The organism is Pedobacter nutrimenti, from assembly GCF_003208655.1.
Classification (GTDB): domain Bacteria; phylum Bacteroidota; class Bacteroidia; order Sphingobacteriales; family Sphingobacteriaceae; genus Pedobacter; species Pedobacter nutrimenti.
Window position 1 is genome coordinate 82,922 of record NZ_QKLU01000005.1, and the last position, 14,343, is coordinate 97,264.

Genomic DNA, 14,343 nt, shown 5'->3' on the forward strand with positions numbered 1-14,343 from the left:
GTGATGCTAAGACCTTTTTAAATTTTCGGCTGCTTTAATGCGCTTATTGTTTAAATATTTCCTTAAAGGAATATCGTAAAGCACCATAACCCCATAAGCCAACCCTACCAGCAGGACCAGGGCTGTGACAATGATTATTGTCAGTTGCATGGTACCGGGTTTATGGCTGGTGTAATAATTGCCGAACATCCATAAGGCGGCATAATGTGTCATGTATAAAGGGTAAGAGATCTTTCCTGAAAATATACAAAGCTTTTTTAAACCAGGTGTAAGCATAGCACCTGCTCCCAGAGCGACCAGCAGAGGGAAGTAAAACAATACAATTAAGGGCTCGGATAGCCAGTTCCATTTAGAGAAGGGGCTTATAAAAGCCAGGAACAACAGTATGGCCAGGCCGCTAAACCCGACTTTGTTTTTGATGATCCAATTTGAACGGTAAATAAGCAGACCGGCTAAAAAAGAATAGGATATCCTGGCACTTCCATCCCAAAATGTCGGCCCGCTCCAACCACCCAGTAAATTGTTGGAACGGTAACATACCAGGCAAAGGGCCACCGCCGAGATAACGGTTAACAAAAGCAGGAAGCTGCGCTTAAGTCTGTAAAGTACCAACGCATAAACAATATTGGCGATATATTCCCAAAACAAAGACCAGGATGGTGCATTGAAGCTGAACAGGTTAAAGCCACGGTCGGCTATGACAGGCAAGGGAATCATGAGTAAGGAACATATAAATGCAAGCACAATTTTACCGGTGCTGTACAATTCCGGATGGCCCCCAAAAGGATCAAATAAAAATGCCAGCAGGCCCAATACAGATCCGGCTATAACCAGTGGATGGAGCCTGATGATCCTTGATTTGAAGAACTCAAGGATGCCTATTTTTGCGATGCGGTCGTCATAGGCGTATCCAATTACGAATCCGGAAAGACAGAAGAAAAAATCAACAGCTAAAAAACCATGTCCGATAAAGTTTTTGCTGGGATCTGTATACACCCATTCCATAAAATGAAATACGACTACAGCAAGGGCAGCCAGGCCTCTTAATCCGTCCAGGATTTCGAAATGTTTTTTTGTTTGAAGGTTTGTAACGGTGCTTGTGCTCATTAATTTGAATCCAGTCGGTTTAAATAGTGTTTGTCAGATTGAAGGAGGTTGTTCCTTTTTAAGGAGAGAAATCCGTCTTCGAATGTAAAAAATAGAATCGGTTTCCGAAAACCAGGGTGCCGGATGGACTTGTTTTTCTGTCCATGCAACCATTTTGTGTCATAAGGCGTCTTCAGGCTAAAACCAAAATTTATATATGTACAAATATCTTTATGTAGCAGTGGCGCTTGCACTGAATGTTTCTGTTAAAGCGCAAGTAATTGTGGAAGGAAAAGTAAAAAACCGGCAAAATGAAGACATTCCTTATTGTTCTATTGGCATTAAGAATTCCAAAGTAGCAACCCTAACAAATGACAAAGGGATGTATCGTTTAACAATTCCGGATGATTTGAAAGATAAAGAGGTTGTTTTCAATTCGGCAGGTTATCAAGAGAGGACTTTTTCTGTGAGGGACCTGAAAGCAAACGCAAATGTGTTTTTAGCTGATAAAGTGATGGCCCTTGAGGAGGTAGTGATTCAGGCAAAGGGATTAAAAGAAAAAATTATCGGACAGAAATCCCGTCCCTTTCTTACTTTTTCGAAAATGTTTGACGAAAATGTACCGACCGTTGAACAAGGTAATATTTTTCCGATTTATGAAAAAACAAGATTGAATGCTTACAGTTTTTACATTATCCCAAGTTCGAAATTCGCCGAGCTTACCTTAAAGCTTAATGTATATGCGGTGAAAAATGGTTTGCCAGACCAATCGCTTCTGAACAAAAATGTTATTTATAAAACTTCTGCCACGGGTTGGCAAAAAATAGATTTATCCCCTTACAAATTGGTCTTTAATCATCTTAAAGAGATTGCTGTTACCATACAATTGATTGATAGCAAATCCCTGGAGAATACAAAGTTTATATTTGGAATGTCTGCAAAAAAATCATTGTCAAAAAACTTATTGTTCAGGTACCAGCCTCAGGGAAGTTGGGAAGCAAGCGAAGGCAATTTTATCTCCAACATTGATGTCGGTTACCGTAATGCCGGCAAAGAAGAAAACATTGCCCGGGAGCAAGGCGACACAACAACTTCTGATGTCGCTACTGAGCAATTGGTTGACTTCTACAGAAACCGGGAGAAAGCAAAAAAAACAAATTACGGTAAAAACAAAAAAGGAACCTTTACTGATGTGGGGGACGCTAAAATCTATTATGAGATATATGGAAAGGGAGCGCCTTTGTTATTGCTCCATGGTAACAATGGAAGTATTGCTGATTTTTATCAGCAAATTCCTGCTTTTTCGAAAAATTACCAGGTGATTGCCTTGGATACCCGTGGGCAGGGAAGAAGTACTGATTTGACTGGACGTGAATATAGCTATGAACAGTTTGCTGCCGATTTGTATAAGGTCATACAGCATCTGCAGCTTTCTAAGGTGAATATTGTCGGTTGGAGCGATGGGGGAAATACCGGTTTAATTTTTAACGCTGCCCATCCGGAGCTTGTGGCTAAACTGGTTACCATTGGGGCAAATTTGAATCCTTCGGGCGTTGATAAAGCCATTATGGATGGATTTAAACAGCAACTTTCGGAAAATAAAATGACAGATCCCCGTTTATTGAAACTCATGCTCAGCCAGCCGGATATCGCTTCGGGACAACTGGATCGCATCAAAAACCCGGTTTTGATCATTGCCGGAAGCAAAGATGTGATCAGGGAAGAACATACACGGTTCATCCATCAGCAGATCCGGAACTCCGAATTGGAGATTATTCCCAACAGTACGCATTATGTGCCTTTTGAGCAACCTGAAAGGCTAAACGAACTGATTTTAAAATTTCTTGGCAAGTGATTGGTTTGGGAAATTACATATGAATCCAAAAATTTAAAAGTAGTTCTTTTCAGAACTACTTTTAAATTTTTGGATTCATAACGGTGCGAAATCACATCTGTTTTGCTGTAATGTCAAGACTTACGTTTCATTAGTCTAGCAAAACTAAAACGGGGCTGATGGGGACAATAAGGAATCTGATTTATATATCAAAAAGACTTACCATACTCTCTCTTGTTTTTGGGTCCTGATTTTCATAAAAATAACAAAATACAATTACTCTTGTGGGGTTTGGTATGGTATGGTGAGGGGGATTTACAAACTTTAAATCTGTCTTGAAATTGTTGAAAACAATTTTAGTTAGCTCATTATTTTGAAATTTTTTCAGAATACTGACGCCATTAACCGACAAATCAGTATTCACATCAACCTGGAATACCGCAAAGCTATCTTTATTTTTAAATCCTTTTATTGTTTTTAATCCGGCATTAATAGCATATAAACCACTTGGATTTGGATCCCAAATTCTGTGATGGCTTAAATACTCCAATACTTGCAATTTTAACATAGTTGACTTGCTGAGATTTTTGGTTGCATTTGGGTACTGACCATTGAAGTCTACATCTAGTTTATAACTGCCGGAACAGTAGTCAAAGTTAAGAATGCCTTGCCAGACTGAGGCAAATACAATCCAGGTTGAGTTTGCGGATGGTAGAAAAGCACATGAACTATTTAGTTTGCTCAAAATTTTAATTTTTTTTAGGCGCTCCCCTTTGTACAACGTGAGTACTTCAATCTGTGCATCATGATAATCTGTGTTGTTTGAATCTGGGGTGACTTTGAGAATCTTAACTTGCGCAACAAACTGAGACCTTTGAAAATTATCTGTTATTAAAGGTGATACACAGAAACAAGCAAGTGCATCTGTGGTACTAAATAATGAAACCATGAAAAGAATCAGATTAAAACTTAGATTTTTCATATTTCACTCTTTCAGTTTTGTAAATCCAATTGCTGATGTAAGCCTATCTTTGTCCATAGGTAAAAGGATAGATTGTTTTTAAATAAATATAGTAAAAAAAATATTGTTTAAAGATATTTTTTTATGTCAGACCTTTAGCATATGCAGGTTTTATAGGTGGTGCTATGTGAAGCTGTAAAAGAAAGGGTTATTCAGAGCGGAGCTTTATGTCAAAAAAAAAGCAACTCTGAAAAGAGTTGCTTTTAAAACGATGGGTGGAATATGGGGCTCGAACCCACGACCTCCTGAACCACAATCAGGCGCTCTAACCAACTGAGCTAAAACCACCGTGTTTTTTCGTGTCGACAAAAGTACGAACATTTATCTATTATTCAAATTTATTTGACAATTGAAAGGGAATATTTGGTAAATAATTCTTTATCAGGTAGATTATTTTTTTTTGTGCTTTTTGGGGCCTTGTTTAAGCTTTTTTAATTTTATTTAAAAAAAAGAGTGTTTAAACTTTATTTATTGAGAAAAGATAATTACATTTGGGCTTACCCTTTCGAGGGTATGTTTTTCATAGGTAGATGTAGGGTCGAATAGTAATATTCGGCCCTTTTTTTATGCCTAAAGCTTGTACCTTTGTGTTTAAATGATGAAAAGAAAGAAGATTGTTGTTGCTGTTACTGGTGCCAGTGGCTCAATTTATGCAAAACTTTTGCTGGACAACCTGAAGTTGCTGCCCGGGCAGATCGAAAAAGTTGGAGTGGTGATGTCGGACAATGCAAAGGAAGTATGGCAGGTGGAGCTTGGGAATAGGGATTATGATAATTATCCGTTTGATTTTTATTCAAAGATGGATTTTAATGCACCTTTTGCCTCTGGTTCTGCAAAATACGATACCATGATTATTGTTCCCTGTTCTATGGGAACCTTAGGGAGAATTGCGCAAGGAATTTCCAATGACCTGATCACCAGGGCGGCTGATGTGGTTCTTAAAGAACGACGAAAACTCATTGCAGTGGTTCGGGATACCCCCTTTAGCCTGATCCATATTAATAATATGAAAACCGTCACAGAGGCAGGTGGCATTGTCTGTCCGGCAAATCCATCTTATTATAGTTTACCCAAAACGATAGAGGAACTCGCTCAAACGGTTGTCAGTAGGGTTGTAGACCTGGCTGGTTTAGAGCAGGATAGCTATCGGTGGAATGATTAATTTTATACAAAATTTACAATACCTGAAAGCTTTCTGATGAGATAAGTAATCCAAAACTGTATCTTTGCGGATTCAAAATGGAACTGCGCTATAGAACTTATTAAAGACTAAAGGTGGTTTCTAATTAAAGAAGCAATCGAATATTAATGAAGAAAGTTGCATTTTATACCTTAGGTTGTAAGTTGAATTTCTCGGAGACTTCAACAATAGGTCGTTTATTTACCGACGCTGGTTATGCTGTAGTGGATTTTACTGCAGGTGCAGATGTATATGTAATCAATACTTGTTCTGTAACTGATCATGCGGATAAAAAATGCAGAAAGGTTGTTAAAGAAGCTTTAAAATATTCACCCAGCGCTTACATTACCATAGTTGGTTGTTATGCACAATTGAAACCAACTGAAATTGCAGAGATTGAAGGGGTGGACATGGTTTTGGGTGCAGCAGAAAAATTCAGGATTGTAGAGTTTATCACTGATCTGACCAAAAATCCAAAAGCGATAGTTCACCAACAGAACATAGAAAAAGTTAACCATAATTTTATAGCAGCCTATTCCATTGGAGATCGTACCCGTACCTTTTTAAAGGTGCAGGATGGGTGTGATTATCCATGTACTTATTGTACCATACCACTGGCCAGGGGAGGAAGCAGGAGCGATACCATTGAAAACGTATTGAACCGGGCCAAACAGATTGCTGCCAGCGGGGTAAAGGAAATTGTCCTGACCGGGGTTAATCTGGGTGATTTTGGTATCAGGAATGGTCAGCGCGAAGATAAATTCTTTGACCTGGTTAAAGCGCTGGATGAAGTGGAGGGCATAGAACGGATCAGGATTTCTTCCATAGAGCCTAATTTGCTAAGTGATGAAATTATCAGGTTTGTAGCAGGGTCAAAAAGGTTTGTACCTCATTTTCATATCCCCCTGCAATCCGGATCGAATAAAATTCTGGGTTTAATGCGCAGAAGGTACCAGCGTGAACTCTACACAGAGCGTGTAGCAACCATTAAGTCCCTGATCCCCAACTGCTGTATTGGTGTGGATGTGATTGTTGGCTTTCCTGGTGAGACGCATGAAGACTTTTTAGATACTTACCAGTTCCTTAATAACCTGGATATTTCTTATCTGCATGTGTTTACCTATTCTGAACGGGAGCAGACTGCCGCTGCGCAGATGAAGGGAAGTGTTACCGGAAGTACAAGGGCCGACCGCAACAAAATGCTGCATATTCTTTCTGAAAAGAAAAGAAGGGCGTTTTACGATTCTCAGATAGGGACTATAGCGGAAGTGCTGTTTGAAGATGATCAGAAAAGTGGGTTTATGCATGGCTTTACAAGGAATTATGTGAAAGTACGCGCTAAATACGATCCGGTAATGGTCAATGAGATCAAATCGGTAAACCTGGTGTCGGTTACCGCAGAAGGAGAAGTAGAAGTTACGGAAACAGAACAGGTTTTAGCGCATTAATCCTATATTCGCATAAAACTTTTTTATCTGTATGTTTCCTACTGTATCTCATTTTATAGAATATCTTTTTGGCATCCAGGTGCCTTTGCCTTTTAATACTTTTGGTGTGTTTGTTGCCCTGGCTTTTATTGCGGGTTATTGGGCCTTTACAAAGGAACTTCAAAGAAAAGAAGCTTTAGGAATCCTTCATCCTATAAAAAAAAGCGTGGTGATCGGGAAACCTGCCACCAGTACAGAACTCGTTTATAATGGGATTTTTGGTTTTCTGATTGGCTATAAGCTGGTGTACGCCTTGCTGAACTATAAGCTTTTTGTCAGTGATGCCCAAACTGTATTGCTCTCTGTACAGGGAAACCTTTTGGGCGGATTGTTTTTTGCAGGTTTATTTGCTTATTGGGATTATAAGGAAAAAGGTAAACATAAACTTCCTCAGCCCAAAACTGTACAAGTTACTGAACATCCTTATCAGTTAATGGGAAACCTGATTGTCTGGGCTGCAGTATGGGGCTTTCTTGGTGCAAAAATATTTGATAATCTGGAACACTGGGATACCTTTATCCAGGATCCTGTTGGCGGTTTGCTGTCTTTTAGCGGGCTAACCTTTTACGGAGGGCTGATTTGTGGTGGGGCGGCAGTAATTTATATTGCCAATAAAAATGGAATTAAACCCTTGCATATGCTGGATGTGGGCGGACCGGGTATGATGCTGGCCTATAGTGTTGGGCGTATTGGTTGTCATATGTCTGGTGACGGGGATTGGGGGATTGTAAATACACATCCAAAACCGTTTTCCTGGCTTCCTGACTGGTTATGGGCCTATACTTATCCAAATAATGTGGCCATGGAGGGCAATCCTATACCTGGTTGCAGTGGTAAATTTTGTAATGAACTGCCGTTGCCGGTTTTTCCTACGCCAATTTATGAGGTGGTGATTTGTTTTATCCTTTTCCTTATTCTCTGGAAAATCCGCGACAGGATTAAACTGCCAGGCATGATGTTTGGTATTTATTTGATGATGAACGGGGTGGAACGGTTTTTTATTGAGCTGATCCGTGTAAATTCCAAATATACGGTAGCGGGTATTTCGTTTACCCAGGCCGAACTGATTTCTTCTTTATTATTTATTGGGGGCTTATTGCTGGTTACTTATTCTTTGAAAAACAAAGAGAAGAACGCTGCATATTAAAATAAAAGCAATTGAATTACGAATTATTATGTACTAAGGTAATCGCCATTGCCCGATTGACCGGTAATTTTATCAGAAAAGAATCCATGAACTTTGATGTAAAAAACATCGAGTTTAAAGGGTTGAACGATCTGGTTTCTTACGTAGATAAAAAAGCAGAAGAACAGCTGGTTTATAATTTATCGAAATTAATTCCTGGCGCCGGTTTTATCACTGAAGAGGAAACAGTAAACAGCAAGGGCGAAAGCTTTGACTGGATCATAGATCCTCTGGATGGGACCACTAATTTTATCCATGGGATCCCTACCTATTCTATCAGTATTGCACTTTATGAAAATAATGTACCGGTACTTGGCGTAGTTTATGAGATCAACAGGGCCGAAATGTTTTACAGTTATAAGGGTGGGGCCGCCTACCTGAACAATAAAGAGATCCGGGTTTCCGGCAGGGACCGTCTATCGGATTGTTTGCTGGCTACAGGTTTTCCATACTACGAGTTTGAAAAACAGGAGGCCTACATGCGTTTGTTTTCTGAAATGATGAGGCGCTGTCATGGCTTGCGAAGGATTGGTTCGGCAGCAGTGGATCTGGCTTACGTGGCTTGCGGAAGATTTGATGCCTTTTTTGAGTATAATTTGAATGCTTATGACGTTGCAGGTGGCGCTTATATTGTGCAACAGGCGGGTGGAAACATTCTGAATTTTAGTGGTGGTGAGGAGTTTATTCAGAAAAGAGAAATTCTGGCAACAAATGCACTGGTCAATGAGGAGATCCTGCAAACCATGAAAAAATATTTCAAATAATTTAAGGGAGTTTGGGGTATCCGTTCGGGCTGCGCCTGATTAGGCCCGCTGAAGGGCGGGCAAACCAGCCAATACCCCTCTCCGGACACCCCAAACTCCCTTGAAATTTTACACGGGGAGGGAGGACCATGCAGGGAGGTTGCTTTTTTATAGGCAGGGTGCTTAGGTGTTTATGCTGTGGGTGTTTGCTTTTCTGGTTTGTTGGGTAGGGTGTTTAGATGTTTATGCTGGGAGGATATTTCAATGCTAAATTTTAGGCAAATGAGAACTGCGCTGTGGAAGGACCTCGGCTGCGCTGCGCTTTCTTCAAGCGCCTGTGCAGGCGCCAGTCCTGGAAGAGCGACAGTTCTCATTTGTAGTAGGTCCTCATTTGTAACTGGCCAACCTTGCAGTCCATTCGTTTTATAACAGGTCAATAACCGACTTTTGATTCAAAAAAAAAGCCGGTTACTAAAACCGGCCCTCTTTCTATGAGATAGGATTTTATAAAGCTTCCGAAACGACTTCTTTCACTTCTGGTACCATTCTTTGCAACAGGTTTTGGATACCCGATTTTAAAGTGATGGTAGAAGAAGGACAGCCGCTGCATGATCCTCTGAGTTCTACAGTAACCACACCTTCATCAAATGATTTGTAAGTGATGGCACCACCATCTTGTTCTACTGCAGGACGTACATAATCATGTAAGATCTGTTGAATTTTGATTTCAAGATCGGTTCCCTCAAAGTTGACCGCTTCATTGCTTTCTTCTTTGATTTTATATTCTGATTCTACTGCGCCTTTAACAAATTCTTTCAGGATCGGTTCGATATCAGCCCATTCTGCATCTTCAGCCTTAGTAATGGTCACAAAATTACTTGCGAAAAATACACCATTAACAAAGTTAAACTTGAACAATTCTTTTGCAAATGGTGAATGTTCAGCACTTTCTTTGCTTGCAAAATCTTCACTGCCATTGATCAATAATTTATTGACCATGAATTTCATTGTAGCAGGATTGGGGGTTTGTTCTGTATATACGTTGATCGTCATTGTCTTTTTTTATTACAAAAATAAATAATTACTGATTTAAAGCGTGATCCTGATGTCTGTTTTAGGTCATTAATTTAAAGCGCTTCTAAATAGGACCTTAAAATATTCCGGTATAGTTAAAAGGCGTGATTTTTTTTAGTTCTGCTTTTAACGCTTCACTGATTTGAAGGCCGTCAATAAATACCGACATGGTCTGTGCAGTGATTTTCTGATTGGTACGGGTCAGGTCTTTTAAAGCTTCATAAGGATTTGGATAGGCTTCCCTGCGAAGAACCGTTTGTATGGCTTCTGCAACAACGGCCCAGTTATTTTCCAGATCTGCTGCAATAGCCTCATTATTGAGCAGAATTTTATTCAATCCTTTTAAGGTAGAGGTAATTGCAATCAGGGTATGGCCCATAGGTACACCAACATTTCTCAATACGGTTGAGTCTGTCAGGTCCCGTTGTAAACGGGAAATAGGAAGTTTTGAAGCAAAAAATTCAAATAAGGCATTTGCAATTCCTGCATTGCCCTCTGCATTTTCAAAGTCAATAGGGTTGACTTTATGAGGCATTGCAGAAGATCCGACTTCACCTTCTTTGATTTTTTGTTTAAAGTAGTTTTTGGAAATATAGGTCCAGATGTCCCTGTCCAGGTCGATCAGGATATTGTTTATCCTTTTTAGGGCATCGCATTGCGCGGCAAACTGATCATAATGTTCGATCTGAGTGGTATGCTGGGCTCTGTTTAGACCAAGAATTTCATTGACAAAATGATTGGAGAATTTTACCCAGTCTACCGAAGGATAAGCAATGTGATGGGCATTGAAATTTCCTGTGGCACCACCAAACTTTGCATTGTTGAGAATGTTTTTCAGGTTATCAAGCTGAACCTCCAGTCTTTCTGCAAAAACTAAAAATTCTTTACCCAGTTTGGTAGGAGAAGCCGGTTGTCCATGGGTATGGGCAAGTAAAGGTACTTCTTTCCATTCTGTTGCCAGTTCTTTGAGTTTACTGATCAGTAAGCTGATGCTGGGATAATATACTTCGTTTAAAGCCAGCTTAAAGGTATAAGGAATCGCCGTGTTGTTGATGTCCTGTGAGGTTAATCCAAAATGGATAAATTCTTTAAAGTCATGCAGGCCGAGCTGATCAAATTTCTTTTTAATAAAGTATTCTACCGCTTTTACGTCATGGTTGGTGATCTTCTCTGTATCTTTAATTTCTGTCGCATCCAGATCTCCGAATTGTTCATAAATGGCACGGAGTTTTGGATAATTACTTTGGTCAAAATCGGTCAGCCCCGGCAAACCGGTTTCACAAAGTGCAATGAAATATTCTATTTCAACAAAGACCCTGTATTTGATTAGGCCATATTCTGAAAAAAAAGCAGCTAAGGACTGCGTGGTGTTCCTGTAGCGGCCGTCAACGGGTGATATGGCTTGAAGCGGAGATAAGTTCATGTATAGAGAATGTTTTTACAGCCGCAAAGGTAACATTTATTAAGGACTTCGGGAAGGGAATATGGGGCTGCAAGCCCTGTAGTGTAAGCTAAGCTAGCTTGCTGACAATAACAAGCACAAAAAAAAGGTCCTGAGCGAACTCAGGACCTTTTTCTGAAAATACTTTTGACTAGTGTTTAACTTCAGTTTTAGTAGTAGTAGTTTTAACTGTAGTATCTTTTTTAGTAGTATCAGCTTTAACTGTAGTGTCAGCTTTAACTGTAGTATCAGCTTTGATAGCTGAAGAATCTTGTGCAGATGAATCAGCACCAGTAGATTTTTTCTCAGAGTTACAAGCAGCTACTGATAAAGATAAAGCTAAAGCTAAAAAGCCAAATTTAAATAAGTTTTTCATTCTAATTTCCGTTTTAAATAATTAATTAATTTTACATCTTAATACCGGTAACTTTAAAAGGTAACCCTCAATTTGAAAAAAAAATAAAAATATTTTTTTTGTTGTTTTTGGGTCACTGTTTATCTGTAATGGGTATTAAGATAAAAGTGGCACAAAAGTAAAATTTTTATTTATAATTGGGTTACCATTCACATAAAAAAGTATTAATTGGTGAGTAAGAAGTTAAGCAGTTCAGTTCCAACAGATAGAGAGGTTGTTTTAGGGATACTAAATAACTCAGAAGATGCGCTTAATAAATTGTATGTGGGGTATTACCCGATGGTATTGCAGTTTATTTTAAATAATAACGGTGAGCAGGAGGATGCAAAAGATGTGTATCAGGAGGCCATTATTATTTTATATAATAAAATTAAGGGCGGTAATTTTGAATTAAGCAGCAAACTAAAAACGTATATATATTCTGTCTGCAGACGCATCTGGTTGAAAAAGCTATCGAAAGAAAGCAAAAAAGCAGTTAACGTTACAGACTTTGAAGATATCGAAGCGGTGGAAACAGATTTGGAACGGCATGAGGAGAAAGATAAGCAGTTTGAAAAAATGCAGGAGGCGTTGCTCCATTTAGGTGAGCCTTGCAAAACCATTATTCAGGACTTTTATATTCATAATTTGTCTATGCAAGACATATCTGAAAAATTTGGTTACACCAATACAGATAATGCAAAGACACAGAAATATAAATGTCTGCAAAGGTTGAAGAAGTTGTTTTTTGGTCTTGGCAGTTAAAGATGGCCGGGATATAATTTATTACAATGAGGAACGAAATAGAATTAGAATCAATTATTGAAGATTACCTGATGGGAAAACTCTCCCAGGCGGAAGCTACAGCTTTTGAACAGCTTCGTAGTACTGATCCTTCAGTTGATCATAAAGTGGTGGCACATAAATTTTTTCTGGATTCTTTAAAGGAATATGGCCAGGTATTGTCTTTAAAGGAACAGATGAATGCGGCACACCAGCAAATGGATACAGCCCAATTAACGGAAGAATTGAAACCTCATCCTTCTTTACTGATCAATTTATGGCGAAAAAATAAATCAGCAATTGCTATAGCGGCCTCTTTTGTTTTATTGGCAATGGTAGCGGTTTATTCTGTTCAGCACAATACCAAACAGAACGGTAGTTATGAAATGATGCGCCGGGAACTGGCCAAAATCCAGAAATCCCAGAGTACTTTGATCCGGAACTTTAAAAACAGCAGTAAAGCAGATACTGCGCCTGTAAGGCCTGCCAAGTTTGGTGGTACCGGGTTCGCACTGACCCCGAATGGTTATTTATGTACCAATTTGCACGTTATAAACGGCGCTGATTCTGTATATGTTCAAAATAGCAAAGGAGATTCTTTTAAAGCAAAGGTTGTTTATCAGGACCCTCAGTATGATATTGCGATCATTAAAATTGTAGATAAAGACTTTTCATCCTTGTCGGCTTTACCTTATAAGCTGAAAAGAAACAGTATTGGAATGGGAGAGAACGTATATACACTTGGATTTCCTAAAGATGATGCGGTTTTGGGTGAAGGTTATATCAGTTCAAGAACAGGACATGCGGGTGATACAACCGCTTATCAGGTGTCTATTCCTGTAAACCCCGGAAATAGCGGAGGACCTTTACTGGACAACCAGGGAAATGTAATTGGAGTGATCAGTGCAAAAGAGAACCAGGTAGATGGTGCTGCTTTTGCCGTAAAGTCCAAATATGTGCTTGATGCCCTGAATGCAATTCCTTCAGATTCCTTAGGCCGGAAAACGGCTTCTGTGAAAAGAAGTCCTTTGCAGGGATTGACCAGAACAAAACAGGTGGCAAAAATACAGGATTATGTATTTATGATTAAAGTCTATAATTAAAGGATTTATTTCTTAATCGTATAAATTTTAAAAACCCCGGAACTTCTATTGGTTTCGGGGTTTTTCTTTTTATACATTTAGGGTATGGAATTTGGTAAAGTATTAGAAAATGAAGTGCCAGGGATTGATTTTTCTTTTCCGCAAGATGGAGAACAAACGCTGATTACCCTGAAAGGAAGAAATCAAATTAAAGATCCGGCTTTTTATATTGGCTGTGCCAAGTGGGGCAGAAAGGAATGGGTCGATATGATTTATCCTCCTAAAACAAAAGAGGCTAACTTTTTGGATGAATACGCCAAACATTTCAATTCCATTGAGATGAATGCGATATTTTACAGCATGCCCAAAGTTGATATGGTCCGCAAATGGAAAGAAAAGGCAGAAGCAGGGGCTAATAATGGCTTTTTATTCTGTCCTAAATTTCCGCAGATCATCAGCCATCTGAAAAGGTTAAAAAATGCGGAAGAAGCAACAGATCAATACATTTCCGGCATTAGTGAATTTGGCAGTTTACTGGGGCCATGTTTTTTACAGATGGGAGATAATTTTGGGCCAAACAATATGCCTGTTCTCGAGCAATATCTGCGTAGCCTGCCAGAAGATTTTAAGGTTTTTGTGGAATTGCGTCATCCCGACTGGTTTTCGGTTCCTTCTGTTAGAAAAGAACTGTTTGTTATGCTTTCCAAGCTGAATAAAGGGGCCGTGATTACAGATGCGAGCGGAAGAAGGGACTGTGTTCATATGGAGTTGACCATTCCGGAAATCTTTATCCGCTTTGTAGGTAACGGACAGGTACAGCAGGCCTCAGATTTCAGCAGAATTGATCAATGGGTGCAAAGAATTAAGACCTGGCAGGAGAGAGGACTGGAAAAAACCTATTTCTTTTTGCACCAGCATGATGAAAAGGATACCCCTATATTGGCAGATTATACGATAAAACAGTTTAACAGCTATTTGGGCAGTCAAATACCGGAAATAAATTTTATTACAAAACAAAGAGAATTGTTCTAA

Annotated in this window: 13 protein-coding genes and 1 tRNA gene; 8 read left to right on the plus strand and 6 right to left on the minus strand. The window is 39.3% G+C overall.

Annotated elements, in window-relative coordinates; all coding sequences use genetic code 11:
* Positions 1–6: 6 nt before the first annotated feature.
* A complete protein-coding gene (locus B0O44_RS15210; protein ID WP_110832152.1) occupies positions 7–1,107 on the minus strand; it encodes an acyltransferase family protein in 1,101 nt (366 codons plus the stop codon).
* Between the two features lie 196 nt (positions 1,108–1,303).
* Here B0O44_RS15210 and B0O44_RS15215 point away from each other — a divergent pair, with 196 nt between their 5' ends.
* Positions 1,304–2,941 carry an alpha/beta fold hydrolase gene (locus B0O44_RS15215; protein ID WP_110832155.1) on the plus strand — a complete coding sequence of 546 codons (1,638 nt, stop codon included), beginning with the start codon at positions 1,304–1,306 and terminating at the stop codon, positions 2,939–2,941.
* Between the two features lie 181 nt (positions 2,942–3,122).
* Here the strand turns inward: B0O44_RS15215 and B0O44_RS15220 are convergent, their stop codons facing one another.
* Together B0O44_RS15220 and B0O44_RS15225 are read right to left on the minus strand one after the other, a co-directional pair.
* Complete coding sequence (locus B0O44_RS15220; RefSeq protein ID WP_110832157.1) at positions 3,123–3,902, minus strand: hypothetical protein; 780 nt, start codon at positions 3,900–3,902, stop codon at positions 3,123–3,125.
* A 252-nt stretch (positions 3,903–4,154) separates the two neighbouring features.
* A tRNA-His gene (locus B0O44_RS15225) sits at positions 4,155–4,230 on the minus strand.
* A 309-nt stretch (positions 4,231–4,539) separates the two neighbouring features.
* Between B0O44_RS15225 and B0O44_RS15230 the strand changes: the two genes are divergently transcribed.
* The 4 genes from B0O44_RS15230 (at position 4,540) to B0O44_RS15245 (ending at position 8,558) form a co-directional block, all read left to right on the plus strand.
* A complete protein-coding gene (locus B0O44_RS15230) occupies positions 4,540–5,103 on the plus strand; it encodes a UbiX family flavin prenyltransferase (protein WP_110832159.1) in 564 nt (187 codons plus the stop codon).
* Positions 5,104–5,249: 146 nt separating this feature from the next.
* A complete protein-coding gene (mtaB, locus tag B0O44_RS15235) occupies positions 5,250–6,569 on the plus strand; it encodes a tRNA (N(6)-L-threonylcarbamoyladenosine(37)-C(2))-methylthiotransferase MtaB (RefSeq protein WP_110832162.1) in 1,320 nt (439 codons plus the stop codon).
* Positions 6,570–6,600: 31 nt separating this feature from the next.
* Positions 6,601–7,755: a prolipoprotein diacylglyceryl transferase gene (locus B0O44_RS15240; protein ID WP_110832164.1), complete on the plus strand. Its 1,155-nt coding sequence runs from the start codon at positions 6,601–6,603 to the stop codon at positions 7,753–7,755.
* 11 nt (positions 7,756–7,766) lie between these two features.
* Entirely contained in the window at positions 7,767–8,558 is a 792-nt protein-coding gene (locus tag B0O44_RS15245) for an inositol monophosphatase family protein (RefSeq protein ID WP_110832166.1), read from the plus strand.
* A 483-nt stretch (positions 8,559–9,041) separates the two neighbouring features.
* Here B0O44_RS15245 and B0O44_RS15255 read toward each other — a convergent pair whose 3' ends face one another.
* The 3 genes from B0O44_RS15255 to B0O44_RS15265 form a co-directional block, all read right to left on the minus strand.
* Complete coding sequence (locus B0O44_RS15255) at positions 9,042–9,590, minus strand: NifU family protein (RefSeq protein WP_110832170.1); 549 nt, start codon at positions 9,588–9,590, stop codon at positions 9,042–9,044.
* 97 nt (positions 9,591–9,687) lie between these two features.
* The gene (purB, locus tag B0O44_RS15260; protein WP_110832173.1) at positions 9,688–11,034 is read right to left on the minus strand and encodes an adenylosuccinate lyase; all 1,347 of its coding nucleotides are present in this window, start codon (positions 11,032–11,034) and stop codon (positions 9,688–9,690) included.
* A gap of 169 nt (positions 11,035–11,203) precedes the next feature.
* Positions 11,204–11,428 carry a hypothetical protein gene (locus B0O44_RS15265; protein ID WP_110832175.1) on the minus strand — a complete coding sequence of 75 codons (225 nt, stop codon included), beginning with the start codon at positions 11,426–11,428 and terminating at the stop codon, positions 11,204–11,206.
* Positions 11,429–11,638: 210 nt separating this feature from the next.
* On the opposite strand from B0O44_RS15265, the gene B0O44_RS15270 reads away from it, so the two are divergent.
* The 3 genes from B0O44_RS15270 (at position 11,639) to B0O44_RS15280 (ending at position 14,343) form a co-directional block, all read left to right on the plus strand.
* On the plus strand, positions 11,639–12,211 hold the full coding sequence (locus B0O44_RS15270) for a sigma-70 family RNA polymerase sigma factor (protein WP_110833009.1): 573 nt from the start codon (positions 11,639–11,641) through the stop codon (positions 12,209–12,211).
* 26 nt (positions 12,212–12,237) lie between these two features.
* A complete protein-coding gene (locus tag B0O44_RS15275; protein ID WP_110832177.1) occupies positions 12,238–13,332 on the plus strand; it encodes a S1C family serine protease in 1,095 nt (364 codons plus the stop codon).
* An 84-nt stretch (positions 13,333–13,416) separates the two neighbouring features.
* On the plus strand, positions 13,417–14,343 hold the full coding sequence (locus B0O44_RS15280) for a DUF72 domain-containing protein (protein ID WP_110832179.1): 927 nt from the start codon (positions 13,417–13,419) through the stop codon (positions 14,341–14,343).

Coding starts and splice junctions, on each gene's coding strand:
- B0O44_RS15210 (WP_110832152.1), bottom strand. CDS start 1,107: ATGAGCACAAGCACCGTTACAAACCTTCAAACAAAAAAACATTTCGAA.
- B0O44_RS15215 (WP_110832155.1), top strand. CDS start 1,304: ATGTACAAATATCTTTATGTAGCAGTGGCGCTTGCACTGAATGTTTCT.
- B0O44_RS15220 (WP_110832157.1), bottom strand. CDS start 3,902: ATGAAAAATCTAAGTTTTAATCTGATTCTTTTCATGGTTTCATTATTT.
- B0O44_RS15230 (WP_110832159.1), top strand. CDS start 4,540: ATGAAAAGAAAGAAGATTGTTGTTGCTGTTACTGGTGCCAGTGGCTCA.
- mtaB (WP_110832162.1), top strand. CDS start 5,250: ATGAAGAAAGTTGCATTTTATACCTTAGGTTGTAAGTTGAATTTCTCG.
- B0O44_RS15240 (WP_110832164.1), top strand. CDS start 6,601: ATGTTTCCTACTGTATCTCATTTTATAGAATATCTTTTTGGCATCCAG.
- B0O44_RS15255 (WP_110832170.1), bottom strand. CDS start 9,590: ATGACGATCAACGTATATACAGAACAAACCCCCAATCCTGCTACAATG.
- purB (WP_110832173.1), bottom strand. CDS start 11,034: ATGAACTTATCTCCGCTTCAAGCCATATCACCCGTTGACGGCCGCTAC.
- B0O44_RS15265 (WP_110832175.1), bottom strand. CDS start 11,428: ATGAAAAACTTATTTAAATTTGGCTTTTTAGCTTTAGCTTTATCTTTA.
- B0O44_RS15275 (WP_110832177.1), top strand. CDS start 12,238: ATGAGGAACGAAATAGAATTAGAATCAATTATTGAAGATTACCTGATG.
- B0O44_RS15280 (WP_110832179.1), top strand. CDS start 13,417: ATGGAATTTGGTAAAGTATTAGAAAATGAAGTGCCAGGGATTGATTTT.